20 protein-coding genes and 1 pseudogene are annotated in these 26,191 nt (G+C 56.4%); 10 read left to right on the top strand and 11 right to left on the bottom strand.

Annotated features, from left to right (window positions below; genetic code table 11):
* Positions 1–64: 64 nt before the first annotated feature.
* Together K5E40_RS00970 and K5E40_RS00975 are read right to left on the bottom strand one after the other, a co-directional pair.
* Entirely contained in the window at positions 65–994 is a 930-nt protein-coding gene (locus K5E40_RS00970) for an electron transfer flavoprotein subunit alpha/FixB family protein (protein WP_221729298.1), read from the bottom strand.
* A 2-nt stretch (positions 995–996) separates the two neighbouring features.
* A complete protein-coding gene (locus K5E40_RS00975) occupies positions 997–1,746 on the bottom strand; it encodes an electron transfer flavoprotein subunit beta/FixA family protein (RefSeq protein ID WP_007908338.1) in 750 nt (249 codons plus the stop codon).
* Between the two features lie 551 nt (positions 1,747–2,297).
* Here K5E40_RS00975 and K5E40_RS00980 point away from each other — a divergent pair.
* Entirely contained in the window at positions 2,298–3,962 is a 1,665-nt protein-coding gene (locus tag K5E40_RS00980) for an electron transfer flavoprotein-ubiquinone oxidoreductase (protein WP_221729299.1), read from the top strand.
* A gap of 161 nt (positions 3,963–4,123) precedes the next feature.
* Here the strand turns inward: K5E40_RS00980 and K5E40_RS00985 are convergent, their stop codons facing one another.
* Positions 4,124–5,014, bottom strand: a complete 891-nt coding sequence (locus K5E40_RS00985) for an AraC family transcriptional regulator (RefSeq protein ID WP_221729300.1) — start codon at positions 5,012–5,014, stop codon at positions 4,124–4,126.
* A gap of 190 nt (positions 5,015–5,204) precedes the next feature.
* Here K5E40_RS00985 and K5E40_RS00990 point away from each other — a divergent pair, with 190 nt between their 5' ends.
* Positions 5,205–6,257 (top strand): NAD(P)-dependent alcohol dehydrogenase, encoded by a 1,053-nt coding sequence (locus K5E40_RS00990; RefSeq protein WP_221729301.1) that lies wholly within the window; start codon positions 5,205–5,207, stop codon positions 6,255–6,257.
* On the opposite strand, the gene K5E40_RS00995 is transcribed toward K5E40_RS00990, so the two are convergent.
* The 6 genes from K5E40_RS00995 to K5E40_RS01020 form a co-directional block, all read right to left on the bottom strand.
* Positions 6,254–7,057 (bottom strand): IclR family transcriptional regulator, encoded by an 804-nt coding sequence (locus K5E40_RS00995; protein ID WP_221729302.1) that lies wholly within the window; start codon positions 7,055–7,057, stop codon positions 6,254–6,256. The genes K5E40_RS00990 and K5E40_RS00995 overlap by 4 nt on opposite strands.
* A 60-nt stretch (positions 7,058–7,117) precedes the next feature.
* Entirely contained in the window at positions 7,118–8,428 is a 1,311-nt protein-coding gene (locus K5E40_RS01000; protein WP_221729303.1) for an MFS transporter, read from the bottom strand.
* 163 nt (positions 8,429–8,591) lie between these two features.
* Complete coding sequence (dgoD, locus tag K5E40_RS01005; protein ID WP_008085519.1) at positions 8,592–9,740, bottom strand: galactonate dehydratase; 1,149 nt, start codon at positions 9,738–9,740, stop codon at positions 8,592–8,594.
* A gap of 34 nt (positions 9,741–9,774) precedes the next feature.
* Entirely contained in the window at positions 9,775–10,395 is a 621-nt protein-coding gene (locus K5E40_RS01010; RefSeq protein WP_221729304.1) for a 2-dehydro-3-deoxy-6-phosphogalactonate aldolase, read from the bottom strand.
* Positions 10,396–10,414: 19 nt separating this feature from the next.
* Positions 10,415–11,404 carry a 2-dehydro-3-deoxygalactonokinase gene (locus K5E40_RS01015; RefSeq protein WP_221729305.1) on the bottom strand — a complete coding sequence of 330 codons (990 nt, stop codon included), beginning with the start codon at positions 11,402–11,404 and terminating at the stop codon, positions 10,415–10,417.
* A 714-nt stretch (positions 11,405–12,118) separates the two neighbouring features.
* Positions 12,119–12,715 carry a TetR/AcrR family transcriptional regulator gene (locus tag K5E40_RS01020; RefSeq protein WP_221729306.1) on the bottom strand — a complete coding sequence of 199 codons (597 nt, stop codon included), beginning with the start codon at positions 12,713–12,715 and terminating at the stop codon, positions 12,119–12,121.
* Between the two features lie 609 nt (positions 12,716–13,324).
* Between K5E40_RS01020 and K5E40_RS01025 the strand changes: the two genes are divergently transcribed.
* From K5E40_RS01025 to K5E40_RS01060, 8 genes are all read left to right on the top strand, one after another.
* Positions 13,325–14,338 (top strand): SDR family oxidoreductase, encoded by a 1,014-nt coding sequence (locus K5E40_RS01025; protein ID WP_221729307.1) that lies wholly within the window; start codon positions 13,325–13,327, stop codon positions 14,336–14,338.
* An 81-nt stretch (positions 14,339–14,419) separates the two neighbouring features.
* Positions 14,420–15,943 (top strand): class I adenylate-forming enzyme family protein, encoded by a 1,524-nt coding sequence (locus tag K5E40_RS01030; protein ID WP_221729308.1) that lies wholly within the window; start codon positions 14,420–14,422, stop codon positions 15,941–15,943.
* Positions 15,930–16,541: an HAD-IB family hydrolase gene (locus tag K5E40_RS01035; RefSeq protein WP_221729309.1), complete on the top strand. Its 612-nt coding sequence runs from the start codon at positions 15,930–15,932 to the stop codon at positions 16,539–16,541. The genes K5E40_RS01030 and K5E40_RS01035 overlap by 14 nt, the downstream gene beginning before the upstream one ends.
* Positions 16,542–16,604: 63 nt before the next feature.
* Complete coding sequence (locus K5E40_RS01040) at positions 16,605–18,305, top strand: FAD-dependent monooxygenase (protein WP_221729310.1); 1,701 nt, start codon at positions 16,605–16,607, stop codon at positions 18,303–18,305.
* A gap of 118 nt (positions 18,306–18,423) precedes the next feature.
* Positions 18,424–19,509 (top strand): acyl carrier protein, encoded by a 1,086-nt coding sequence (locus K5E40_RS01045; RefSeq protein WP_221729311.1) that lies wholly within the window; start codon positions 18,424–18,426, stop codon positions 19,507–19,509.
* A 75-nt stretch (positions 19,510–19,584) separates the two neighbouring features.
* Positions 19,585–23,001, top strand: coding sequence for a beta-ketoacyl synthase N-terminal-like domain-containing protein (locus K5E40_RS01050; RefSeq protein ID WP_221729312.1), 3,417 nt, complete (start codon positions 19,585–19,587; stop codon positions 22,999–23,001).
* Between the two features lie 29 nt (positions 23,002–23,030).
* Complete coding sequence (locus K5E40_RS01055; RefSeq protein WP_221729313.1) at positions 23,031–23,504, top strand: SRPBCC family protein; 474 nt, start codon at positions 23,031–23,033, stop codon at positions 23,502–23,504.
* A gap of 84 nt (positions 23,505–23,588) precedes the next feature.
* Entirely contained in the window at positions 23,589–24,287 is a 699-nt protein-coding gene (locus K5E40_RS01060) for an outer membrane protein (RefSeq protein ID WP_221729314.1), read from the top strand.
* Here the strand turns inward: K5E40_RS01060 and K5E40_RS34805 are convergent.
* A pseudogene (locus K5E40_RS34805) lies at positions 24,258–24,510 on the bottom strand (hypothetical protein); the annotation flags it as partial. The gene K5E40_RS01060 and the pseudogene K5E40_RS34805 overlap by 30 nt on opposite strands.
* Before the next feature lie 13 nt (positions 24,511–24,523).
* Positions 24,524–26,089 carry a carbohydrate porin gene (locus K5E40_RS01065; RefSeq protein ID WP_221729315.1) on the bottom strand — a complete coding sequence of 522 codons (1,566 nt, stop codon included), beginning with the start codon at positions 26,087–26,089 and terminating at the stop codon, positions 24,524–24,526.
* Positions 26,090–26,191 lie beyond the last annotated feature (102 nt).

Genomic DNA, 26,191 nt, shown 5'->3' on the forward strand with positions numbered 1-26,191 from the left:
TCCAATTCCGAGACAAAAAAAACCCGACCAAAAGGTCGGGCTCTTTATAAGTGAAGCCGCCGGATTAGACCAGCTTCTCCAGCTCGGGTATCGCTTCGAACAGATCCGCCACGAGACCATAATCGGCCACCTGGAAGATCGGCGCTTCTTCGTCCTTGTTGATCGCAACGATCACTTTGGAGTCTTTCATGCCGGCCAGGTGCTGGATCGCGCCGGAAATACCGACGGCGATGTACAGCTGTGGCGCAACGATCTTGCCGGTCTGACCGACCTGCATATCGTTCGGTACGAAACCTGCGTCGACCGCAGCGCGCGAAGCACCGACGGCAGCGCCCAGCTTGTCGGCCAGGGCGTACAGGTGTTTGAAGTTGTCGCCGTTCTGCATGCCGCGGCCGCCGGAAACGACGATCTTGGCAGCGGTCAGTTCCGGACGATCGGACTTGGCCAGTTCTTCGTTGACGAAGCTGGAAGTACCGGCGTTGTGCGCGGCAGCAACGGCTTCAACAGCCGCAGAACCACCTTCAGCAGCCACCGGATCGAAACCGGTAGCACGCACGGTGATCACTTTGATCGCAGCGGTCGACTGTACGGTAGCGATGGCGTTACCGGCGTAGATTGGACGCTTGAAGGTGTCAGCGCTTTCTACCGAGATGATCTCGGAGATCTGGTCAACGTCCAGCGCAGCGGCAACGCGCGGCAGGATGTTTTTGCCGTTGGAGGTGGCAGCAGCCAGGATGTGGCTGTAACCCTTGCCCAGTTCTGCAACCAGTGGCGCAACGTTTTCCGGCAACTGATGTGCGTAAGCGGCGTTGTCAGCGTTCAGGACTTTGCTCACACCTGCGATTTTCGCAACGGCTTCAGCCACGGCGCCAGCGCCTTGGCCTGCGACCAATACGTGGATGTCGCCACCGATTTTGGCAGCGGCAGCCACGGTGTTCAGTGTGGCCGGGGCCAGCACTTTGTTGTCGTGTTCAGCGATTACCAAGATAGTCATGATCAGATTACCTTCGCTTCGTTTTTCAGTTTCTCGACCAGTTCAGCCACCGACTTGACCTTGATGCCCGCGCTGCGTGCAGCCGGCGCTTCGACTTTCAGAGTCTTGTTGGTGGAGGCGGTGGAAACGCCCAAAGCGTCCGGAGTCAGCACTTCGAGAGGCTTCTTCTTGGCTTTCATGATGTTTGGCAGGGACGCATAACGCGGCTCGTTCAAACGCAGGTCAGTGGTGACGATCGCTGGCAGTTTCAGGGAAACGGTCTGCGCGCCGCCGTCGATTTCGCGGGTCACGGCAACGCTGTCGCCAGAGACTTCGACTTTCGAGGCGAAAGTGCCCTGACCGTAGCCGCTCAGTGCCGCGAGCATCTGGCCGGTCTGGTTGTTGTCGCTGTCGATGGCCTGTTTGCCCAGGATCACCAGTTGAGGCTGTTCCTTGTCAACCACGGCCTTGAGCAGCTTGGCCACGGCGAGGGAGGTCAGATCTTCAGCGGATTCGACGAGGATGGCACGGTCAGCACCCAGAGCCAACGCAGTGCGCAGTTGCTCTTGAGCGGTGGTCGGGCCGATGGAGACGACGACGATTTCAGTCGCAACACCTTTCTCTTTCAGGCGTACGGCTTCTTCCACTGCGATTTCGCAGAACGGGTTCATCGACATCTTGACGTTGGCGAGGTCTACGCCGGAATTGTCCGCCTTGACGCGAACCTTGACGTTGTAATCCACAACGCGTTTGACAGCTACAAGAACCTTCATGGATTCCTCGTTACTCTCCGGTGAAAAGAAAGTCGCCTAGGCGAACCTGGCGGTTGATGCTCATCGGGCTAAAAGGGCACCTCTAAAAACGCCGGCTTGTGTCGGGGTGATTTCACGAAGTGGAGTGCGATGACCGTTCGTCAGTGGTGACCGATAAGTCATTGATCTTCACGCTGTGTAAACTGCGCGCCAGACCTGCGCTGCGCATCACCTTGTATTGTCTACGCCCTGTCTTTAGAGGTGCTCTTGAAACCGCCAGTCTGCCTACGGCGAGCGCAAAACCGCCCGTATATTGACCGGAACGCCTATTCCGGTCAATACGGAAAAATGGTCACTCATAAGCCGCGCTTCTTTGATTTCTCTGGGCTGGAGCCAATTCAAACAAACGTTTGTATTGGACGCTCGGAGTGGTGTAGATATAATGCGCCCCCTAGAGAGAAAGGTGGGTTTTCCAATATTCCCTTTGACGTTAACGTAAAGGCAATAGCGGATGCGACATCGAACCTCCAAATTAGAAAAAAAACTGTTGAGCCTTGAGTAGGAGATAGCCTGTGGAACGCGAATACATGGAATTCGACGTGGTCATCGTCGGTGCCGGCCCCGCTGGCCTGTCCGCCGCCTGCCGTCTGAAGCAGAAGGCCGCCGAAGCCGGTAAGGAAATCAGCGTCTGCGTGGTCGAAAAAGGCTCTGAAGTCGGCGCACACATCCTTTCCGGTGCCGTATTCGAACCCCGCGCTCTGAACGAATTGTTCCCGGACTGGAAAGAACTCGGCGCCCCGCTGCACACGCCGGTTACCCGCGATGACATTTTCGTGCTGAAAAACGCCGAAAGCGCGCAAAAAATCCCCGACTTCTTTGTGCCCAAGACCATGCACAACGAAGGCAACTATATTATTTCCCTCGGCAACCTGTGCCGTTGGCTGGCTCAGCAGGCCGAGAACCTGGGCGTGGAAATCTACCCGGGCTTCGCGGCTCAGGAAGCGCTGATCGACGAGCAAGGCGTGGTCCGCGGGATCATCACCGGTGATCTGGGCGTTGACCGCGAAGGCAATCCGAAAGAAGGCCTGTACACCCCGGGTATGGAGCTGCGTGGCAAATACACGCTGTTCGCCGAAGGTTGCCGTGGCCACATCGGCAAGCAACTGATCAAACGCTACAACCTTGACAGCGATGCTGACGCCCAGCACTACGGCATCGGCCTCAAAGAAATCTGGGAAATCGATCCGGCCAAACATCAGCCAGGCCTGGTGGTACACACCGCTGGTTGGCCGCTGGACATCATGGGCACCGAGAACACCGGCGGCTCGTTCCTTTATCACCTGGAAAACAACCAGGTTGTAGTCGGTCTGATCGTCGACCTGTCCTACAGCAACACCTACCTGTCGCCGTTCGACGAGTTCCAGCGTCTCAAGCATCACCCGGTGCTGGCTCAGTACCTGGAAGGCGGCAAGCGCATCAGCTACGGCGCTCGCGCCATTTGCAAGGGCGGCTTGAATTCGCTGCCGAAAATGGTCTTCAAGGGCGGCGCGCTGATCGGCTGCGACCTCGGCACCCTGAACTTCGCCAAGATCAAGGGCAGCCACACCGCGATGAAGTCCGGCATGCTCGCCGCCGAATCGGTGGCCGACACGCTGTTCGCCGAGAAGGATGGCACCGAAGAGCTGACCACTTACGTCGACGCGTTCAAGAAGAGCTGGCTGTACGACGAACTGTTCGCCAGCCGTAACTTCGGCCCGGCGATTCACAAGTTCGGCGCCATTGTCGGCGGTGGTTTCAACTGGCTGGATCAGAACATCTTCGGCGGCAAACTGCCGTTTACTCTGCACGACACCAAGCCGGACTACGCCTGCCTCAAGCTCGCCGCCGACTGCAAGAAGATCGACTACCCGAAACCCGACGGCAAACTCAGCTTCGACAAACTCAGTTCGGTGTTCATCTCCGGTACCAACCACGAAGAAGAACAGCCGTGCCACCTGAAGCTGACCGACCCGAGCATCCCGATCAGCAAAAACCTGCCGTTGTACGACGAACCGGCGCAGCGCTACTGCCCGGCCGGCGTATACGAAGTGATCACCAAGGAAGACGGCGAGAAACGCTTCCAGATCAACGCCCAGAACTGCGTGCACTGCAAGACCTGTGACATCAAGGACCCTGCGCAAAACATCACCTGGGTCACGCCGGAAGGCGCTGGCGGCCCGACTTACCCGAATATGTAAGCCGAACCGCTGAACATCGAGGCTCCCGAAATGGGGGCCTTTTTGTTACCCGCAATATTTGCATCACCACGAAACCCATGTGGGGCTTGCTCGCGAAGGCGTCGTGCCAGGCAACCTATCTGTCAACTGACAAAGCGCGCTCCCACAGGGACTGTGGCAACTCAGGCTGCGCGCTCGTCGCCGGGGTTGCGCTCGAAGTAACGTTTGTACTCGCGACTGAACTGCGAAGTACTCTGATACCCCACCCGATGCGCGACCTGCGCCACACCCAAGCCTTCAGCCACCAGCAACGTCTGCGCCTTGAGCAACCGCAAGCGCTTGAGATACTGCACCGGCGACAACAACGTGCTGCGTTTGAAGTGTTCGTGAAACGTCGAAACGCTCATGTTCGCGCAACTGGCCAGCGTCTCGACATTCAACGGCTCCGTGTAATGCGCATGCAGATGGCTGATCGACGCCGCCACCCTCGCAAACTGCCCCTGCTGCTCGACCAACGCCCGCAACACATCGGCCTGCGGCCCGCGCAATGCGACGAACAACAATTCACGCACCCGTGCCGGCCCGAGAATCTGGCATTCCAGCGGATCGTGCAGACAGCTCAGCAGCCGTTCGACACAACCGCGCATACCATCGTCGAGCACCACCGAAGTCATCGACTCTGGCGTCTGCGCCGGAATATGCCGCCCCGGCGCGAGTCCCATCGCCAGCACCAACTCGCCAAGCAACACCCGATCAATCGCCACCGACACCCCTAGCAACGGCGCATCCGGCAAGGCAAAGGTTTCACATTCAAAAGGCACCGGCAGCGCCTGAATCAAATAATGCCCCGCACCGTATTCCATTGTCCGAGGCCCAAGGAACGCCAGTTTGCTGCCCTGGGCGATGATCATCAGGCTCGGCTCATAAATGTGCGGGCCACGGGCGACGTCGCAACTGGCGCGCAACACCCGCACGCCCGGCAGCCCGGTCTGGGAATAACCGTCGCGCAGTGCCAGCGGTTCAATCAGCGAAACCAGCCTGGCATTGGCATCAAGGTGACGGGTCAATTGCATCGAAAGTGTCTTCACAAAATTCATGGAAAAAGGGATGAAAGCATCATCGCAGATCCTTTTGCCTATGCGACCGATCAAACCTGCATGCCGGAGGATTAGGCATGAGACCCGGAGGAATCGTCATGGCCGGACCGGCGGACGGCGCCCAAAATGCGCCGCCTCACCTGTCACTGCTTTTGCGAGGTTCCACATGTACACCGCCATCGGCTATGCGGCCCAATCGGCCACCACCCCCCTCGCCCCGATGAAGTTCGAACGTCGCAGCCCACGGGCCGACGATGTCGCCATCGAAATCCTTTACTGCGGCGTCTGCCACTCCGACATTCACCAGGCACGCAACGAATGGGGCATTGCTGTTTACCCGTTGATGCCCGGCCACGAGATCGTCGGAAAAGTCACCGCCATCGGTACGAATGTCACCAAGCATAAAGTGGGCGACCTGGTCGGCGTTGGCTGCATGGTCGACTCCTGTCGCACCTGCGAAGCCTGCCAATCGAACCTTGAGCAATACTGCCTCGAAGGCCCGACCATGACTTACGCCACCCCGGATCGGGTCGACGGCAGCAACACCATGGGCGGTTATTCGGACAGCATCGTCGTCAGCGAACACTTCGTGGTCCGCATTCCGGAAAAACTGGCATTGGCCAGCGCCGCACCGATCCTATGCGCCGGCATCACCACGTACTCGCCGCTCAAGCATTACGGCGTCAAGGCTGGCGACAAAGTCGGGATCCTTGGCATGGGCGGCTTGGGCCACATGGGCATCAAGTTCGCCAAAGCCATGGGCGCTGAAGTGACCTTGTTCACCCGTTCGGCGAGCAAGGCTGAAGAAGGCCGTCGTCAGGGCGCCGATCATGTGATCGTCTCCACCGACGCCGAGCAGATGAAAGCCGCCGCCGGTTACTTCGACTTCCTGCTCGACACCATTCCGGTGCAACACGACCTGAACCCGTACCTCGACACCTTGCGTTTTGATGGCGTACACATTCTGGTCGGTCTGATCGAGCCCGTTGATCCACCGGTACACGCCGCCAAACTGGTATTGGGTCGTCGCGTACTGGCCGGTTCCTTGATCGGCGGCGTCGCCGAAACCCAGGAAGTGCTGGATTTCTGCGCCGAGCACAACATCACCTGCGACATCGAAATGCTCGACATCCGCCAGATCAACGAGGCCTACGCCCGGATGATCGCTGGTGACGTGAAATACCGTTTCGTGATCGACATGGCAACGCTCAAAGTTTAAATCTTAAGCCCAAGCTCTGCCGACAACCGGGCTGTGACCCCTTTGATCAGGGGAATCAGCTCGGCCATTTTTTCCAACGGCATGTACGGCACGGTGCTGGCAATGCTGATTGCCGCGACGATACGTTTGCTTGCATCGCGGATCGGCGCCGCCACGCAACGGATCGACGGTTCGTTGTCTTCCAGATCGAACGCGTAGCCACCGGCGACGTATTCGGCCATTCGCTGCTCAAGCTGTTCCCAGGATTGCTGGGGATGCTGCGGCCAGAACTGACTTTTCCCACCCGCCGGCAGGCTGATGTCGTACAGGCGCTGCCAATCCTGCGGCGAATCATCGAGCATCAAGGCCTTACCGATCCCGGTGCGCGCCAACGGCATTCGATGGCCGACCCGCGAACGCATTTCCGGGCCATTGCGCCCCGGATTCTTCAGTAGATACAGCACTTCATCGCCTTCACGAATCCCCAGGTGAACGGTATCCCCCGTCAGCGCCGACAACTCGTCCAGATACGTCCCGGCCAGACTCACCAGCGGCAACTCTTCGCGCGCCTGAAACCCCAGCTCAATCAGCTTCGGCCCGAGCAAATACCCGACCTGCGGCACCACGCGCAGATAACGCTCGTCGACCAGACAACTAGCCAGTCGATGGGTGGTGCTGCGCGTCGTACCGATCAGCCGCGCGATCTCCTTGAGATCGCGGGCGCCACTGGCCACAGCCTGCACCACACCCAAGCCGCGCAGCAGCGTTTGCGTGCCGGTGGGCGCGGCGTCCTTGGTTTTTTCCGGGGCGTCTTCCTGCATATCCAGCCTTTACCGTTGAGCGAGGGAACGGGCGGCATTATGGTCGCCCGATGCTGACCACTACAACTTGATACGTTCGACCTTGCCCACCAGCAGCACGTAGGACAAAGCGCCGACCAACGCGAGAACCGCGATATAGGTGATCGCCGGGGCAAACGAGTCGCCACTGGCGAGGAACCCGATCACGATCGGCGTGGCAATCGCTGACAGGTTGCCGATGAAATTGAACACCCCACCGGTGAGGCCGAGCAGCCGCGCCGGCGCGAGGGTCGACACCAGCGACCAGGTGATTGATGCCAGACCGTTGCCAAAAAACGCCAGCGCCAGGAAGGCAATCACCAGCGGCGTCGATTCAACGAAGTTGGCACCGATGATCGAAGTGGAAATCAACAACCCGCCGATGATCGGCAACTTGCGCGCAAACCCTACGGTGTAACCGCGACGAATCAGGAAATCGGAAAAGAACCCTGAACACAGCACGCCAATGAACGCCGCGAGAAACGGCAGCGACGCCAACAGGCCGGACTTGATGAAGTCCATGCCGCGATATTTCACCAGATAAGTCGGGAACCACGTCAGGAAGAACCACAGCGTCGAGTTCAGGCAGAACTGACCGAGGTAGATGCCCCACAACTTGCGCTGGCTGAGAACGATGCCTAGATCTGTCCAACTGAATTTGGCTTTGACCTTGGCAGTCTCGGACTGGATATCCACCAACCCGCCGCCCTCACGAATCAGATCGATTTCTGCCTCATTGACGCCTTTGAAGTCGCGAGGTTCGCGATACACCGCGTACCAGATCGCCGCCCAGATGATGCCCACTGCACCGGTCGCGACGAACACCATGTGCCAGCCGAACTCGTGTTGCAGCCAGGCCAGGACCGGGGTAAGAAAGGCCAACCCAACGAACTGACCGGAGGTATAGAAACCAATCGCCGTGGCGCGCTCGCGCTCAGGAAACCAGGTGGTGACCACGCGGCTATTGATCGGATAGGCCGGCGCCTCCAGCGCGCCGACCGCCATGCGCAGGACGAACAGCGCAATGAAACTGGCGGCGAAGCCAAGCATCACCGTGGCCACCGACCACAGCAGCAGCGCGACGCTGTACAGGATGCGCGGCGGCACCCGATCCACCAGCCAGCCGCCGGGGATCTGCATGGCGGCGTAGGTCCAGCCGAACGCGGAGAAAATCAGGCCGACGTGAATCGGGTCGATGCCCAGCTCAGTGGTCAGCGCCGGCGCGGCAATCGACAGGTTGCTACGGTCGAGGTAGTTGATCACCACGGTGATGAATAGCAACACCATGATGAAAAATCGCTTACGGCTAGGCGCGACTAAAGACGCCTGCCCGGTGAGGGTTTGCGGTTGCATGGGGGTGCCTCTTGTTATGTTTATTGAGGTCGTTGAATGCAGATACCCCATCCATGGAGATCTAAATGGTGGGAGCGGGCTTGCTCGCGAATGGGATGTTTCATCTGCAGCAATATCGACTGCAAGCCCTCTCCCACAGGGGGACATCAGTGATGTCGGTGACTCACCACTCGGCAAAACTGCCATCGGCATGGCGCCAGATCGGGTTGCGCCAGCGGTGGCCGACGGCCGCACGCTCGATCACGTATTCCTCGTTGATCTCGATCCCCAAGCCCGGCCCGTTCGGGATCTTCACGAAGCCTTTGTCGTAATCGAATACCCGCGGATCTTTCACGTAATCGAGCAAATCGTTGCTCTCGTTGTAATGGATGCCCAGGCTCTGCTCCTGGATAAACGCGTTGTAACAAACCGCGTCCAGTTGCAAACACGCCGCCAGCGCAATCGGCCCCAACGGGCAATGCAGCGCCAATGCCACGTCGTAGGCTTCGGCCATGTTGGCGATCTTGCGGGTTTCAGTGATGCCGCCCGCGTGGGAAGCATCCGGCTGGATGATGTCGACGTAACCTTCGCTCAACACCCGTTTAAAATCCCACCGCGAGAACAGTCGCTCACCGAGGGCAATCGGCGTGCTGGTCAGCGGCGCCAGCTCTTTCAACGCTTCGTAGTTTTCGCTGAGCACAGGCTCCTCGATAAACATCAGTTTGTACGGATCGAGTTCCTTCATCAGCACCTTGGCCATGGGCTTGTGTACCCGGCCATGGAAGTCGACACCGATGCCGACGTTCGGCCCAACCGCATCACGCACGGCGGCGACGTTGGCCAACGCGAGGTCGACTTTTTCAAAGGTATCGAGAAATTGCAGCTCTTCGGTGCCGTTCATTTTTACCGCGGTAAACCCACGACTGACGGCCTCTTTCGCCGCGCGTGCTGTATCGGCCGGACGGTCGCCACCGATCCACGAATACACACGGATCTTGTCGCGCACCTGGCCGCCGAGCAAATCGCTGACCGACACGCCGAGGGCCTTGCCCTTGATATCCCACAGGGCCTGGTCGATGCCGGCCAGTGCACTCATGTGGATCGCGCCGCCACGGTAAAAGCCGCCGCGATACAGCACTGTCCAGATGTCTTCGATGTTGCGTGGGTCTTTGCCGATCAGGTAGTCGGACAATTCTTCTACGGCGGCCGCCACGGTGTGTGCGCGACCTTCAACCACAGGCTCGCCCCAACCGGTCACGCCTTCGTCGGTTTCGACCTTGAGGAAACACCAGCGCGGCGGGACGATGAAGGTGGTGAGTTTGGTGATTTTCATCTTTTTGTCTCTCTTGTTGGATGCGCCAGAGTTCTTAGCGAAGGGCCTTCCAGGCAGTGACGTAGGCCGTGGCATTGACCGCCACTTGCTCCGGCGTCATGCCCGGTTTGAACAACCCGGAACCGAGGCCGAAGCCTTTCACTCCGGCGTCGATAAACGCCTGCATGTTGTCCGGGGTGATGCCGCCGACCGGTGCCAGCACCGTGCCCGCCGGCAACACCGCCAGCCAGGCTCTGACGACCGCAGGGCCCATCTGCTCGGCCGGAAACAGCTTGAGTATGTCCGCCCCCTCCTCCAGCGCCGCGAACGCTTCGGTCGGTGTGGCCACACCCGGCGACAGGTACAGCCCCGCCGCTTTCGCTGCACGCAGTACCTTGGCATCGCTGTGCGGCATGACGATCACCTGGCCGCCCGCCTCTTTCACCAAGTTGACCTGTTCCGGCGTCAACACCGTACCGGCACCAATCAGGCAATCGGCGGGCAAGGTCCTGCGCAGGATGCGAATACTTTCGTACGGTGACGGGGAATTAAGCGGTACTTCAATGACGCGAAATCCGGCTGCATACAGGACTTCTCCGACAGCGGCGGCTTCCTGCGGATGCAGGCCACGCAGGATCGCGATCAGACCGTTTTGTGCCAATGCTTGCTTGAGCATGTCAGGCCTCCAGTCAGGGTTAACGGGATGGGGAATCAATCAGTCCGGCGGCCAGCGCCAGTTGCCACAAACCACGCTCGGTGGCCTGTTCGGCCAGCGTGACCTTGGCGAAACCGCAGGCATCGAGGGCGCGGCTATAGCGCGCGCAGAGTGGCGCGTTGCCGATGAGGATGATCGAAGGAAGATTCGGGTTGTTGCGGCGACGCCGTTGCACTGAGGCGAGCGCCGCCAACTCATGACCGATCATCAGGCCAGACAGATAATCCGCTTGGGCCGTCGGGCTCAGTTCACCGGTCAGCCCCAAGGTACGGGCGCTAAACAACGTCGAGAGCACGCCGAGTTCACCGTCCGCCGACAGCGCAACCTGTACGCCCCGGTCAAACGCCTGACCATCGAACGCCGCACCTTGCTGTTGGGTACGGCCGAGGATGCTGTGATCACTGAGCACGGCGAATACTTCGCCGGTCATGAAGGTGTCGAAATGCGTGATGCAGCCATCGACCACCTCCACCCATTTCGAGTGACTGCCGGGCAGGCCGATCAACAGCTCATCGCCCGTCTCGACCGGCAGATTTTGCAGAATGCCGAGAACTTGCGTCTCTTCGCCGCGCATCACATTCGGCAGACGCGAACGCTGAATCACGCCCGGCACGATATGTACTCGCATGCCGCGAAGACTGACAACCGTTTGTAGGGATTTTCCGAGATTGGCGACGTTCGCCGGCGTCTCGCAGTAGGCCGCTTCGCGCCAGCCCTGCGCGCTACCGACCATACCGCAAGCGATCACCGGCAGATCCGGCTGCGCATTGAGCCAGTCGCCACACGCCTCATCGAAGGCCAGCTCAAAACCATCGGCACATTCGCGCCCGTTGATGACTCGCGGGGTCTTCGGCAGTTGCATGATCCCGGACGACAGCGAGCGCTGCTCCAGCACCACACCGCCCGCCGCGAGTTTGTAAGCACGTAATGAGGTCGTCCCCCAATCGAGCGCGATCAATTGCGCCAGCATCGCTTCACCTGTTTTGTTTTTGGCAGTGAGTGCGATGGACTATAAACCTTGGCGCAGTAAAATCTCAATATATAAATATCAATCCCATATTATGGGATTGGCAGGCGCGACAAATATTTCTTTTCTAAGTCTTTAACATGCCGATCCGCTTCCACGCGGTCACCGCGCACGAGACATGTTCAAGGAAGAAATTTGTACAAGTAGGCGTTCATTCTGATTTTGCATGCGATTAAATTTCGACCCGCAAATTCAGCGCTTAAGTCCTTGCTATTCATTAGCTTTTCACTCGATGAGCCCTTCACTCTATAAAACATGAGGCCTGCTTTAAAGGCTACCCCGTTGGCAGGCTTCACGGACTCAATCCCCCGCTCACCATATTCATTCAGATTCCTGATACCTGGCGATTAATGGATACACCACTTGATTAGCGGCATGACCTATGAAGTGCTGATTTAATAATTGAAAGGGCCGAAAGAGATGAACATTCAGAATATGACCCGCACCTGGCTCGAGACTTTCATGGCTTTTTCGCGGAACGTTCCAGCACACATTTAAACTATAAAACGGCAACGTACCAGCACCATCGACAGGGCTTGCCAGTTTGCAAAAATAGCAACTGAACGTTATCGAAGCACAGAAAAAAACACTCATACCTGCCCGAGATCTGAGCCTCGGACATGTAAATAATGTATACGCATGAGACTGGCAAATATCCTACAAGGGCTCTGCAGTCTGGATAAGCGAGTTCAATACCAATTTTATTTCTGAAGCTGGATCTTTATGGCCTTGCAATATCAACCCTTCCGACAGAGCGGTGAACGTCTTTGCAAGATTGGCGCACTCCAACGGAGGCTTCTTGCCGGCATGACCGAATATAATCGCGATCAACTTGCCCAACGCCTCACTATTCTCCTGATGCAGAGCGTAGTAATGCGCTGAAAATTCCTCATCGCGCAAAGCAATCAGTTGTAACTCCGCATCCAAAATGGCACAACTGGCATTATTTTTAAGCGTATCGATGTAAGAATTTAATCCATGCACCAGTTCTTCTGATGAATATCCAGCAGCCAATGTGACACCCAACCGATCGATCTCAACTCGCTTGAACCTCTGGGTTAATTGCAGAAGCAAGTCTGACTTGCTTGTAAAGTTTGAAAAAAAAGCCCCCTTTGAAAAGCCGGCCTCCTCAGATATAGCATTGACACTCGCGGCATGAAAGCCTTTCCTAACCATCAGATCAGTGGCGGTATCGAACAACTTATCCCTCGTTACTTGCTGGCTTTCTTCACGACCCATTCTCTTCTTAATCACACCTTCGGCTCCTCTGGCCAAACAAAAAACCATTTGTAACTAAATGTAATGAACTTGCTGTTCACTGAAAATACGAATTTAACGACTATACCTTATACCAGAGCACCTTAATCAATTTACATTTAAGCTTTTAAAATGTGCCCTGTAAATGCCATGCATGGAAGCGGAGGCGGCGAGATGCACTGCATCGATATGCAGCCCCGACAGTGCAAGCGCTGGCAACTCATAGAGAGGTGGCAACTGCAGCACGCTCAGGCACTTCGGTATCCAGCCTGACGCGTGGCCCACCCAATCGAATCATCAAGGTTGTCTTGTGGCTCACCCCAAAGGAACGCGGCGAGCGGCAAAAAATTTCTTTCAATGACCTTAATTCTCCCCAATCAGGTGAAATGCCCACTGGCAATAAACCTATAAGATACTGATTTTATTATATTTAAATCCGCTTCGACGACCTCCCACCTTACAATCAAAACGAAATACCGCTTGATTTTCAGATACCGAATGGTTTTTACTTGCGCCGTTGGTTCAGCCAACACCTGATCAGAGCATCGAGACCCGTGACATCAATCTCAATGCAGCAGCAGGTTACCCCACAGGAGCTGGATTTTAATGGAATATGCCTTTGTTACAGGCGCTACTGGCCTGCTCGGTAATAATTTGGTTCATGCGCTTTTAAAGCGAAACATCAAAGTAAAAGCGCTGGTTCGTTCCGTAGAGAAAGCCAGGAAGCAGTTCGGCAGTCTGCCTGTCGAATTGGTCGAAGGCGATATGCTCAATGTCGACGCCTTCAGCCATGCCCTACAAGGCTGTGATGCCTTGTTTCATACCGCGGCCTACTTCCGCGACAGTTATAAAGGTGGAAAGCACTGGCAGAAACTGTATGACACCAACGTCACCGGGACCGAGCAATTATTGCAAGCCGCCTACGCCGCCGGCATTCGTCGTGCAGTCCATACTTCATCCATTGCCGTATTGAAGGGCAACAAAGATGAAGTGATCGATGAGACGATGTCTCGCAGTGAATCGGAAGCTGATGATTACTACTTGAGCAAAATACTGTCCGAGCAAAAAGTCCAGGCGTTCTTGTTACAACACCCGGACATGTTTATCGCGATGGTATTACCGGGCTGGATGTTTGGCCCCGGGGATATCGGCCCGACCTCATCAGGACAGTTCCTGCTCGATTTTGTCGGAATGAAATTGCCTGGTGTGCTGCCTGGCAGTTTTTCCGTAGTCGACGCCCGGGATGTGGCGGAACACCAACTCGCGGCCATCACACGCGGCCGATCCGGAGAACGTTATCTGGCAGCCGGCAATCATATGAACATGAAAAGCATTTTCCAGGCACTCTCCAGTGTCAGTAGCGTAAAAGCGCCGGAACGAAAAATCCCACTGTTCATGCTGCGAATAATTGCCTTGATGTATGAAGGTTATTACCGAGTGACGAAAAAGCCGGTGCTCATCAGCACTTCCACCGTAAAACTCATGGAGCAAGAGCAAGGGCGCACTCATTTCAGCCATAACAAAAGCCTGAAAGAGTTGGAATGCAAGTTTCGCCCCATAAGTGAAACACTGACCGACACCCTGGACTGGTATCGAAAAAACAACTACACAAATGCATAACTGAAACACTTTATCTATAGCCTGCCTCTGTATTACTTTTTTTGTCTAACCATTACTTCAAGGATTGAGAGAGGTTGGTAAATGAAAAGCCTTTCATATAAAGAAGGTTTTCTGCATCGTTTCGTCGGTTTTTCAGAATCTTTCCCGGACCACGTTGCTATCAGGAACCTGGACGCGGAAGAAGAGACTGTCACTTACCTTGGGTTGCGAATAAAGGCTGAAGAGTGCAACGGCGCACTCAAAAATCTAGGTGTATTACCAGGTGACAAAGTGGCGGTTGTTCTACCCAATGGGGTGGAGTTCATCGCTTACTACCTGGCGATCATCGGGCGCGGGGCGACTCCGGTTATCCTCAACTACAAACTGACGCCATTCGAAATGAGCAGCGTCATCAGTATTGCCCGATCGACGCTGGTCGTGACGACCGAAACGCTATTCAAGCAACATAGCGAGACATTTCAGCCTGCCTACGGCGTTCATCACTCCTTGGTGTTGAACACCGCAAGCGAGCCATCCTCTTCCCTGCCCGACAACGCAACGGCCGAATCACAGCTTCCTAGACAGGCCGAACCTTTGTTACTGCCCGAAGGCAATCCGATCGTCTCGGTACAGTTCACGTATAGGGGCACCGGTAAACCTCTGGCGGTTTCTCACCGCTACCTTGACCTGACGCAATCGAGCGATGGACTGCATGAGCATTTTCATCTTCAAGGGGTCGGATCCGTTCATCTAGTGACGCTGCCGCTGTATGCCATCTTCGGACTCTCCGTGATGATGGTCTTTCCATTGAGCGTGGGCGCCACCCTGCTAATGACCAACACCCTGCTCAATAGGGATCTGGCGCAAGTCTTGTCCCAGCATCAGGTCACTTTTGCCTGCCTGGTGCCTGACGTCATTCGCTACTTCAATACGCGACTGGCCAAACGCAAAGGCGCGCTATTGCCGATGCACCCAAAACTGATGATTTATTCAGGTGGCAGCCATCTACCCGCCGACGAAGCCGACAAACTGGGAAGGCTGCTGGGGTGCAATCCGGTGCTGCAAGGCTATGGATTGACCGAGAGCATGCCGGTGATAGTCCAGAGCTCGATCGACAAGGTCCATCGTGGCGCCATGGGCCAGCCGATTCGCAACGTAGAACTGCGGGTCGTCGATGCTCAGGGTCAAGACGTCGCAACGGGGCGTATCGGCGAACTGTTGATACGCGGCCCGATGGTGATTGACGGATACAACGATGCCGCGCAAGCCAATGCCCGGTTCTTTCGTGAAGGCTGGCTGCACACGGGGGATCTGGTCTGGCGGGACGATGATGGGCATGTGTTCTTCTATTGCCAACGCCTGCGAATCTCGAAGATTAAAGCGCAAATGGTCGACATGACCGAAATCGAATCCATTGCCCTGAAGCATCCTGGGGTGGTGCGCGCGAAAGCTTACATCGTCCCTGACAACAAGGAGGTCAACGTATTGCACCTGTGCGTCGAAGGGAGCGGTGACCTGACCCAGAGCGCTATCTCCACCCTGCTCTCGCGCTACCTCTCAAGCTTCAAACTGCCTAGAACCATCGAGATTGTCTCTCTCAAGGAAGAGATCCATGCCAGCAAATAGCACACAACCGGTACTGGCCGTTTTCGACTTTGACGGCACACTGACCGACAGACATACGTTCTGGCGCTACATGCGTTTTATCGTGGGAACCCAGTCGTTCTGGCTAAGGATCGTTCCCCTGCTGCCCAAAATGCTCAGTGTGATCCTTGGCATCACACCGTTGATGCAGGCGCGCCTGGCGTTCATTGCCTGCTACCTGGGCGGCCTGTCAGTTGAGCAAGAGCGCGAACATGCCAAGTATTTCATTACCGAACAGCTACCGCTCTGGCTCAGGCCCGAAGCCTTGCGCCGGCTGCAATGGCATCAGTCCATGGGCCATGTCACGGCACTGGTCAGTAACTCGCCGGAGAACTATCTGATTCCCTGGGGGCAGGCAGCAGGTTTCGACTATGTATGTGGCACCCGCCTGGCGACGGCGAAGAACAAACTCACTGGCGGGATATCAGGTACCAACTGTGTTGAGAGAGAAAAAGTCACACGGCTCAAAGGCTGTTTGAGCAACCTTGATGATTTTTACATTTATGCCTACGGAGATTCATCAGGTGACGATGCCCTGCTCGGCATTGCCAACTCTCCCTTCTATAGAAACTGGTACTAACAGATGAACACTCTGAGCACGTTGGCACCCAAGCACCTGGGCCTCGGTAGAAACCCGACCGTCATGATCGTCGGTGCTGGCCCTATAGGGCTGTCCCTGGCAATCATGCTGAAGAAGTGGGGCGTCACTTTTCGCATTATTGAAAAGAATGCCGGCCCCTCCACCGCCACCAAGGCAATGGCCATTCACTCCAGAACCCTGGAAATTTTTCGCGATCTGGGTGTTGCCGATCAGGCCATCAGCGACGGGTTCACGATCAACCAGTTTTCGGTGCAGTCGAACGCCAAACGGGTACTGAACTACAACTTCTCCTACCTGGATACGACCTATCCCCTGCTTCTCAGCCTGCCACAGCCGCAAACAGAAAAGATTCTGCTTGAGCGCCTTAAGAAGTTGGGGGTGGAGGTCGAGTGGAATACCGAACTGGTCGATATAGAAAACCAGCCGGGTTCCGTGCGAATGACGCTTCATCATGCGGACGGGGACGACGAATCCTTCAGCAGTCGGTGGGTGGTCGCGTGCGACGGTGCTCGCAGCAACATCAGAAAACGTCTTGAGATGCCCTTCGAAGGATCGTCCTACGACCGATTCTTCATGCTGGCCGATGCCGATATCGAGTGGTCTGGTAGCAAGGACGAAGGGGCTTTCTTCCTCGGTGCGCAGGACGGTTATGTGGCGGTCGCACCGATCAGCGCGCCATCACGTTATCGGCTGTTCATCGAGATGCCCTACGACCTGCCGCCAGAAGGTGAGCGCCCATCCTTGAGCCTGGAGAACTTTCAGCGGTTGTGCGAAGGACGCGGGCAAAAGATGACGCTGTCCAATATTTCATCGACTACCATCGCCTCTTTTCAACATCGTCGCGTGCAGTCGCTGCAACAAGGCTCTGTGTTTCTGGTGGGCGATTCGGCTCATATCGGCAGCCCGATCGGCGGGCAATGGATGAACCTGGGTGTTTCCGAGGCCTACAACCTGGCGTGGAAAATGGCCTATGTCGATCAGGGCCTGGCGGATCAATCACTGCTGGAAAGCTACAACGAAGAACGCTACCCGGTTGCCCTGGAAGTCGAGAACACGGCACACCGACTGACCGCACTGATAACCCTCAGGCATCGCGCCCTCATTTGGCTGCGCGACAATGTTCTGCCACTGCTGAGCAACAGGCGCAAGGTTCAGCGCACGTTGCCCACGATGATTTCCGGTCATCAGTACCACTACGGCAAAAGTGACTACATTCAAGAATCGCTGACGAAAAAGCAGCGCATGAATTGGGACAAAAAAGGGAAGAAACCCGAATTCCAGACGACTGCACCTCGCGCAGGTCAACTGGCTCCTGATGTCGAGTTGTGGCAACGGCAAGGTTTGCCGCCAAAACGCTTGATCGACTTGTTCCAGGGAACCTTCACGCTGCTGATTTTCAGCGCAGCCGATCAGTTTTCCCCCTTGCTACCGGGCTATTACTCGCTGGCCGAGTCGGTGGAGAAGGATTACCCAGGCATCAAGGCTTATTGCGTCATTGATGCATTGGGTAGCTCCGAGCTGCCTTTCTGGCACTCAACGCTGTTGGACCCCGATTGGCGGCTGCACAAGCGCTACCACGCCAAAGAAGGCACATTGATGCTGATTCGTCCTGACGGCTACATCGCTTTCCAGGGGGCTGATGCAATCACGCTCTTCACTTATCTGAACGTAAGATCCGGGCTGCTCAGAGGGGCCAGAAAAACAACATCTTCCGAGATCGACGCAGTGGAACTCCAACTTTAAGTCTCTATATGGCTACTGCCTGTTTGCTTCATTGAGTGACACAGGGCCCAACCCTGGGCCATGACTTTTGATTTCTTGTTGATAGAAAACATATACCGACTTTGGTTAGGAGAACCTCATGCGCGCCCAACTCAACGATGTTGTGCAGGAATTCATCGTGTCCAATGGAAAAATAGCGCATAGCTATTTCTCTCTTTCAGAAAAAATCATTGATTCGCTTTGCGATTCCAATATCGAAAAAGAATCCATATTGATGCGTTTGCTAGAGCAGGCCGAAACGGTCACTGCGCATTACTTCAACGCTCATCAACAAGTCCTGGAAGGTGTTTATGCCAATGGGGTTGAAACCCCCGTCAATAGAAGCCTGCCCGTCCTGGAGCCCGTCCACTCGAACCCGGTAGTGCTGGCATCGGCACCCGCTGCCGACCAAACGCCTGCGCTCAGCTACGCGCAATGGTTGCGCGCCGAAATAAGTTCGGTTACTGGATTCAAGAAGGAACAAATCGACTTCGATCAAAGTTTCGAGAGTTTGGGCATCGACTCCCTGGGGCTGGTCGATATTTTCGAATCCCTGGCTCAGCACTTTCCGGAAAAGAAAGAACTTACCTCATTACTCTTTGATGCGCCTTCGCCTGCCGTCCTGCTGGCACGACTTGAAGCCAATCCCCAGGCGCCTGTCGTGAATATCGAAACATGGGTACTTGAGCAATTGGCGAATATCACCGGTTTTACCGCTGACCAGATCGACCAGAAGCAAAGCTATGAAAGCCTGGGCCTGGATTCCCTGGTGCAACTGGACTTCCAGGAAGCGGTTGTCGCTCTGTGGCCGGCACTCAAGGCCAACAGCACAGAGTTGGTCAACGCCAAGTGTCCACAGGAAACAATCGCATTGATAAAAGCCGCCCTGGCCACCCCCGAATCGACCTCAGGCATACCCAGCCAAACGCAACCAACCAGCACAACAGCCCCCCAGGAGCCGCTAAGCAATCTGCTTTTAAACGCCCTGTCCCCCCTGATCCCCGACGCGCCAACGTCAATCGACATCGAGACGCCTTTCGCGCAGTTGGGGCTCAGCGGTTTTGCCCGCGAAACCCTCTGCCAATCAATGGCGCAACAGTGCCCTGTCAGCGAATTCGCCGGCGAGGCGCTGATGTCGCGTCGTACGCCGCAAGACGCCATGTCGTTGCTGAAAAGGCTGGGCTGAGCCGCTGTAAAAAATGCAATGGAATCCGGGTGATCGCAAAGATCACCCAGCATTTTGACAACCAGGAGAACGGGTATGAGTGGTGCGGTAACGACAGAGGACGATTTTTGCTTCAGTGCAATGGCTGGAGAGTTTCCCGGGGCACCCTCAACGGATGCGCTTTGGCACTTGCTCGCGCAGGGACAGGTAGCGCCCATCGATTCGATGCTGACACGCTGGGAGCTGGATAAGGCGTCAATCTATTCAGCAAAGAAAGGGGAAAAGGATCGTACGTATCTGGACAGTGCTTTTTGCCTGGCCGATGACGCATCGACCCCTTCACGCCATGAAGGACGGCAAGTCGCCATCGGCAAGAAAGTACTCCAGACACTCCTCACCCAGCTTGCCGCACAAGGCTCGGTATTGATCAAGGAGCGCACAGCGTTGGTGGTCGCGACGTCCTGGAGCGATGAGAGTTACTTCGTCACCGGCGTCTGCGCAACGGCCAATACACCACGCGGTTATACGCCGGGTGAACAAGTCGCTGAACTGGCGGCGGCGTTTGCCTTGGGTGGCCCCGCGTTATCAGTAGACACCGCCTGCAGTTCGTTCCCCTATGCAATCGATATGGCTCAAGCGCTGGTCAACAGCGGTCAGGCGGATAACGCGATTGTAATGGCGCTGAACACCGTACTGCCGCCGGCACTGTTTCTGGGGTTCTCGCAGTTGACCGCTTTTTCCTCCCGAGCCCAAATGCAGGCGTTCGGCCAGGACGCTGACGGCATTGTGCCGGGCGAATGTGCGGTCGCCTTTCTGGTCGAGCCTGTCTCACAGGCCCTGATTGCGAAGCGCCGCCCCCTGGGTGTTTTGCGGGCATTGGGGCTTTCGGCCGACGGCGCCGAAGGCTCAGTGTTTGCGCCTGGCAAACAGGCTCAATGCACGGCTTACCAGCGTGCCTATGTCGGTCTTGACCCCAACGACGTCGACTACATCGAGACCCATGGCACCGGTACACCGCTGGGTGATGCGACAGAGCTGGACTCGTTGAACAGCTTCTTCGCTCCTCATCGCGCGGACGGCAAAAAGATAATGATCGGTTCGATCAAATCCGTGATTGGTCACCCATTGGCCGCCGCCGGAGGCGCTTCACTCGCCAAGGCGCTGATGATATTGCGTCACAAAGGTATTCCCCCTCAGCCCGACTACCGCCCCAGCGCAAAAGTCGATGAGACCTGCCTGAAGTTGGCCACAGCGCAGGTACAGCCCCTGGCCGATCGTCAGTCGGCGGTTCGGGTTGGCATATCCAGCTTTGGTTTTGGCGGCGCCAATGCGCATCTGGTGGTGGATGAGTACATTCCCGACAACCGCCCTACCGTCCCCCGGGTCGCCCCCGGCGTGCTGATGCTGGACCTTGCCATTGTCGAGGCTGAAGCGGCGATCGGCAGTCACTTCTCATTGCAGGCGCTCAAGCAACAACTCGATCAGCCAGCAGCACCGTCAGTCAGTTTCCCTTATGGGCGCTTCGTTGATTGCGCCGCCACTGCGGGCCAGCCGTTACTGGGGAAATTCCTGTCGCTGGATCGCGTCATTGATATAGACGGTTTCGGCATGGGGCCCAAACATCTGGCCCATGTCGATCCGTTCAAGCTGTTGATCACCGATCGCATCAATCATTTACTGCAACGTCTGCCGGGCGTGGCCGGCTCACCCGACACCGCGATGGTCATGTGCTGCAACATGGGTGGGGAGCGCTTCAGCAATGCGTATAGCGGCGCCCACACGTTCTATTCCCAGGCTCAAGGCATGCCACCGGGTGTGGAGGTGACGGATGTGGCAACCATGTTGCCGAACATGTTGTCCGGCTACCCGGCGAAAATTTTTGACTTCAAAGGTTTCCATCAAACACTGGTCGGTACCCCTGGCTTGTTCTGGCAAACCTTGCTGGCATCGCAGCAATGGTTCAAGGAAGGCGTGACGACGCTCTTGCTCGGTGCAGGGCGTTTTATCAGTGGCGAAATAGAGATCGAACGCGCCCGGCACTCAGCGACACTGCAAGGCGAAGGGGTGGGGGTGATTGCTCTGCGCCCCTACCTACCAGACTCCAGCGACAAGCCTTTACTGGTGATCCGCGCAGCCGTCTTGGCCCATGCCGCGAACTCGCTGCAAGAGGCTTGCCAACTGCTGGGCAAAACGCTGAGTCAATACCAGAACATTGAAGTCTGCGAGCTGCAGCCTGATGCAACGCATGCCAGCAGTTCACTGCAAGAAATGACCGGTTTTTTGGCTGAAGCCAGTGGCATCGAAACCCTGTTGGCGGTGCTGTTGAGTGCCTCGGTACACACGGTGATCGAGGTGCGCGAAGCCGGCAAGGCTGTGATGTGGTTATTTACTGAAAAACTTCGGGAGTGGCGCACGACCGCCGCCGAACCCACCGCTGCCGTCAAGCATCCCTTCACGTTGCGTTTCGCTCACTCGGCGCCCCAGCAATTGCAGAAGGTCATCTCGCCGGCACGCCCTGTCAGCCTGGTCAGGGAGCCGCGACACGACGGCGTCGACGTGCTGGAACTGAGCGAGTTGCTGACCAACACCCTGCTCTCAGGGCTACGTGTCAGAACTCGCGCCATGGAGGGCCTTTTCGCACTGCACCGTGGCGCTGAAGCCCAGCGCCACGCGCACTGGCAACGTCGCCCGGAGAATATCGTGATCGCCAACGTCCAGCGTGGCCCTCAGTCACTGCACGCCCAGCTCGTGGTGAATGAAGCGCACCCTTACTTCTTCGACCATCCTCTTGATCACATCCCCGGCATTTTATTGCTCGAAGGCGTGTTGCAACTGATTGAACTCGCCATCCCCCCACTGAGCGGCCGAGTGGCCTATGTCAAAAACCTGAGTATCAAGTTCCAGCAATACGTACAGAAGCAGGGTGCGATTGATCTTCATCTGGAACAAGGCAAAGACCCTCAGGTCTTCAATGCCAAGGTCATGCAGGCCGGAAAGTTGATGTGCACATGCATCCTTGGCATGGCCTACAACTCGGCGTTCGAAACATCGCCCGCCGCCGAGTTCACGGCTGTTCGCTGCCGCGACAAGGCGTTGCTGCACAAGGCCAGAGAAGAAAACATCATCGTCAGTGACATAAGCGGTATCGCCCAGGGTTTGAGCGTAGACACGCTCAAACTGCCGGATGAGCACATCTTCCAGGAGGGCGACCCAGAGCACTATTCGATGGTCTATTTCCTCGAAGTTGCCCGTCAGTGCTACATGCAGATTGCCCACAGCCATCTACGAATCCCACTCAATACCCCGATGAACCTGCTGGCCTTGAGTTTCACTCTCGATCGGCCAATCCCCAGGAACAGCCCGCTGTCGTTGGCACCGCAAGGCGGTTTTGACGCGCAGGATCAGCCCTTCAAAACGAACCGTATCTACATCGACCTGTTCAACCGGGGCGAAAAAATCGGTCAGGCGAGCATTACCGCACAAGTGCTGAGTCAATCCGCGCCGGCTGCGTGACAGCCCCCCCACACAACAAAGGTGTCGCCGTGAACGATGTAAATGTGCAAGTCCGAGTCAAATCGACGCCTTCTGAAATCTGGGAGATCTGGAGCAACTTCTCAGAAGCGCCGTTATGGGATACCGACGTCAGACATTGTGAACTCGATGGCCCGTTCCAGCCTGGAACGCGGGGCAAGTGCGTCCTCAAGAATGGCCTGAGCATGCCACTGAAACTGGAAGCGGTGAGGCTGCATGAAAGCTATCGGAACACGGCAAGATTGCTTTGGATCGATCTCGAGTTCGATCACCGGATGCATAGACTTTCCCCGCATGAAACCCAGATCACCCACAGCGCGAAGATCTCCGGCCCCTTCAGTTTTTTATACCGCGGGCTGTTACGAAAAATGCTGACGGCAGCCATGACCACCGCACTGGCCAACCTGCGCACCCTGGCGGAACAACGAGCTAAAGCGATGAGCAACCTCGTGTTCGAAAAACCTGACGCGCATTTACAGCACTAAAAAATACCGGGAACAGGCGTGTTGAACGCTCACGCCTGAACAAGATTCGCCTACTTATCGATAACGGCACACTTCGGACCGAGCATGAACCTACCAAAAAACACTCAGTATCTCGTGATGGGCGTCATAGGCATGGGCTTTGTCAGCCCAGCGTCCAGTTCCGCCGACACGCTCGGCCCCTACATCAGTGTCATGGGCGGCCTGAACTGGGTTGCGCCGCAAAACCTTAATCAGAACAACCTCGATTTTGTCGAGATGCAGTTCAATCACCCCTTAAACTCCGGCTACGCCACGGGACTGGCATTGGGCTGGCGATTCCCCGTCGGGCTCAGACCCGAAGTGGAGCTCAGTTACCGCAAAAACACTCTCACCCAATTCAATAACCGGGTCTACGAAGGCGGCGGGAGCATCCCGGGCAAAGGCAAAGAGGAAGTCACCAGCCTGATGGCCAACCTCTGGTATGACTTCCTGAATCTCCCGGCGCCCTTCAGTCGGTTCACGCCCTACATGGGTGGCGGCCTGGGCTATAGCACCGTGTCAATCAGTGGCCTGGAAGCCGGCGGCGTCCATTTCGGCAATACTCATCGCGACAACGTATCGGCCTATCAACTCGGAGCCGGGGTAAGTTTCGAGCTCACCGATCAATGGTCCACGTCCCTGGATTATCGATACTTCAAGACTCGCGATGCGCACTTCGGTGACATTCAAGGCCTGCCCCAAGGCGATGTGCGCACGGACTACAGCGCCCAGTCATTAATGCTCGGCCTGCATTATTGGTTCTAAGCGGTTAAATGCATCGATGCCTTGCACGGCGTTACTTTGACAAGCCTGCGGATTGAATAACGCCACTGCTGTTCCACGACGATATTCGGTGTCTCTCCATTTCGATGCCACCGTGTCTGTTGAAGTTAGCGAAACTTTCATGGCCGATCTCAAAGCAGATGTCTGCAACTGACATCTCTGTTTGCAACAACAGCCGGCCGGCGCGCTGAAGGCGTGCTGGCCGGTGCGTTCGAACATTAAAACCAGGTTTCCATTTGTATCCCGTATTGCCAAACACCTCCGGCATTGAAGTCCGTCTTGCCGAAGTTGTCTGTGGAGCTGTATCTGTCCAGATCCGAAGACCAGTTCATGAAACTTGCGAACACTCGTAATTCAGGACGTGTGAGAAGGTCTCCAACGTCAGGCTTGAAGGTCGGAGCGACCGTGAATTTCCAGAAGTTACCGTCGACCGCATTGCGTTGCATGTAGCCCTTGGGGTCGAGGTCCATGGTTTGCCAGCTCATTTCGTAGGCCATCTCGAAATTGCTGTTGATTGCATTGGCCAAACGCACGTTCAGGGTCATCCAGCGGTAGTCGTCACCCTTGACGTATCTGTCCTTGCTCTGTTCGGCCAGCAAGCTGGGGCCGATACGCCAGCCGGGAGCAATGGGTGTCTCACCATAAAGCGCCAGCCGCAGAGCGCGGGCGTCGTCGATCAGTTCGCCATCCGAACCGATGTTCTTGACCTCTGCCCCCAGACCTTGCCCATAGAGCAGCGCCGTTTTGAAGAAGCCTTCCCGGCCGAAAAAGTTTTTCTGATGGTTGGCCAACATGCTGTGCAAGCCGGAATCCGCAGGCGTCAGGCCCGCTTCATTGCTGCGATTGCCGAAGTCGTTTTTCTTTGAGCCAATGCCATTGAACATCCACTGCCACTGACCGTTATCGAAGAACTGGTTGGAGGTCAGGATGTAGCTTTCCACATCGGCATTGACACCGCCCTCACTGAAATCCCCGTAGTTACGCCCGATCAAAGAGTAATTCGAGCGCCAGTTCTTGTTCATCTGCACGTCGTAGATACCACCTCCGGTACCGGCCAGATAGACCACGTCGGAGTCCAGCCAATGGATATCGAAGTTATCCCTGTCGAATCGTTTGCCTGCCCACAAGGTGGCGTTCTCGAACACTGAGTTGCCCTTGAAGGCGGCAAGATGATCGAGCTCGGTAAAGACCTGACGCACGTTCAGGTTGCTCTCGTCGGCCGTCCAGTCATTGGAGCTTTCCACACCATCGGCGATGGACACCGTGAATTTGGCGCGGGTGCCGTTCTGCGCATAGGTTTCTTTCGACAGGTCTATACGCATGTAGGTGTCGTCTTCGTTGCCGAGTCGCCCGACAGCACCACCAACTGAGCCGGCCGGCGTTGTATAAGGCCCGCCACGGCCACCACCAAGCCCCTCGTCAATCAGCAATCCGGAGCGGGCATAGCCTTTGAAGCTGAACCCGTCCGTAAGGTGTCCAGCACTGCCCTTTTTTTCAATGCTTGCCTGACGGGCTTCGAGTTTTGCCAGCCGGGTATCCAAAGCAGGCGTCGAAATGGCGGCGGCAGTGGACGCTGCGGGCTGCAAAGCGGGAGTGGCGAGTTTGATTTGCTGCAATTCCCTGGCGAGCGCTTGGGTTTGCTGTTCGGCTGCGGCTGCGCGCTGTTCCGCTGCGCTGGCACGGGCTTCAAACGCGGCCATGCGCTCTTCCAGAGTCGCGGCCTGAGAGGTTGCCGCCGATGTGCCAAGCACGCCTGCGAGTAGCCAGCCTGATGCTTTCTGCATGTGGATTTCCCTGTTTTGTTTTTATTGTTTTGTTCCCGCGACCGGCCATTTTTCGTGAGTTGTGAATTGTCGCAATCGACGAAAAAAAGGATGCCCCATCGC

This window comes from Pseudomonas baetica (genome assembly GCF_019733355.1).
GTDB classification, from domain to species: domain Bacteria; phylum Pseudomonadota; class Gammaproteobacteria; order Pseudomonadales; family Pseudomonadaceae; genus Aquipseudomonas; species Aquipseudomonas baetica_A.

What these genes read in the sequence shown, in the direction of transcription:
- K5E40_RS00970 (WP_221729298.1), bottom strand. Translation starts at nt 994, where the DNA reads ATGACTATCTTGGTAATCGCTGAACACGACAACAAAGTGCTGGCCCCG.
- K5E40_RS00975 (WP_007908338.1), bottom strand. Translation starts at nt 1,746, where the DNA reads ATGAAGGTTCTTGTAGCTGTCAAACGCGTTGTGGATTACAACGTCAAG.
- K5E40_RS00985 (WP_221729300.1), bottom strand. Translation starts at nt 5,014, where the DNA reads ATGCAATTGACCCGTCACCTTGATGCCAATGCCAGGCTGGTTTCGCTG.
- K5E40_RS00990 (WP_221729301.1), top strand. Translation starts at nt 5,205, where the DNA reads ATGTACACCGCCATCGGCTATGCGGCCCAATCGGCCACCACCCCCCTC.
- K5E40_RS00995 (WP_221729302.1), bottom strand. Translation starts at nt 7,057, where the DNA reads ATGCAGGAAGACGCCCCGGAAAAAACCAAGGACGCCGCGCCCACCGGC.
- K5E40_RS01000 (WP_221729303.1), bottom strand. Translation starts at nt 8,428, where the DNA reads ATGCAACCGCAAACCCTCACCGGGCAGGCGTCTTTAGTCGCGCCTAGC.
- dgoD (WP_008085519.1), bottom strand. Translation starts at nt 9,740, where the DNA reads ATGAAAATCACCAAACTCACCACCTTCATCGTCCCGCCGCGCTGGTGT.
- K5E40_RS01010 (WP_221729304.1), bottom strand. Translation starts at nt 10,395, where the DNA reads ATGCTCAAGCAAGCATTGGCACAAAACGGTCTGATCGCGATCCTGCGT.
- K5E40_RS01015 (WP_221729305.1), bottom strand. Translation starts at nt 11,404, where the DNA reads ATGCTGGCGCAATTGATCGCGCTCGATTGGGGGACGACCTCATTACGT.
- K5E40_RS01025 (WP_221729307.1), top strand. Translation starts at nt 13,325, where the DNA reads ATGGAATATGCCTTTGTTACAGGCGCTACTGGCCTGCTCGGTAATAAT.
- K5E40_RS01030 (WP_221729308.1), top strand. Translation starts at nt 14,420, where the DNA reads ATGAAAAGCCTTTCATATAAAGAAGGTTTTCTGCATCGTTTCGTCGGT.
- K5E40_RS01035 (WP_221729309.1), top strand. Translation starts at nt 15,930, where the DNA reads ATGCCAGCAAATAGCACACAACCGGTACTGGCCGTTTTCGACTTTGAC.
- K5E40_RS01040 (WP_221729310.1), top strand. Translation starts at nt 16,605, where the DNA reads ATGATCGTCGGTGCTGGCCCTATAGGGCTGTCCCTGGCAATCATGCTG.
- K5E40_RS01045 (WP_221729311.1), top strand. Translation starts at nt 18,424, where the DNA reads ATGCGCGCCCAACTCAACGATGTTGTGCAGGAATTCATCGTGTCCAAT.
- K5E40_RS01050 (WP_221729312.1), top strand. Translation starts at nt 19,585, where the DNA reads ATGAGTGGTGCGGTAACGACAGAGGACGATTTTTGCTTCAGTGCAATG.
- K5E40_RS01060 (WP_221729314.1), top strand. Translation starts at nt 23,589, where the DNA reads ATGAACCTACCAAAAAACACTCAGTATCTCGTGATGGGCGTCATAGGC.
- K5E40_RS01065 (WP_221729315.1), bottom strand. Translation starts at nt 26,089, where the DNA reads ATGCAGAAAGCATCAGGCTGGCTACTCGCAGGCGTGCTTGGCACATCG.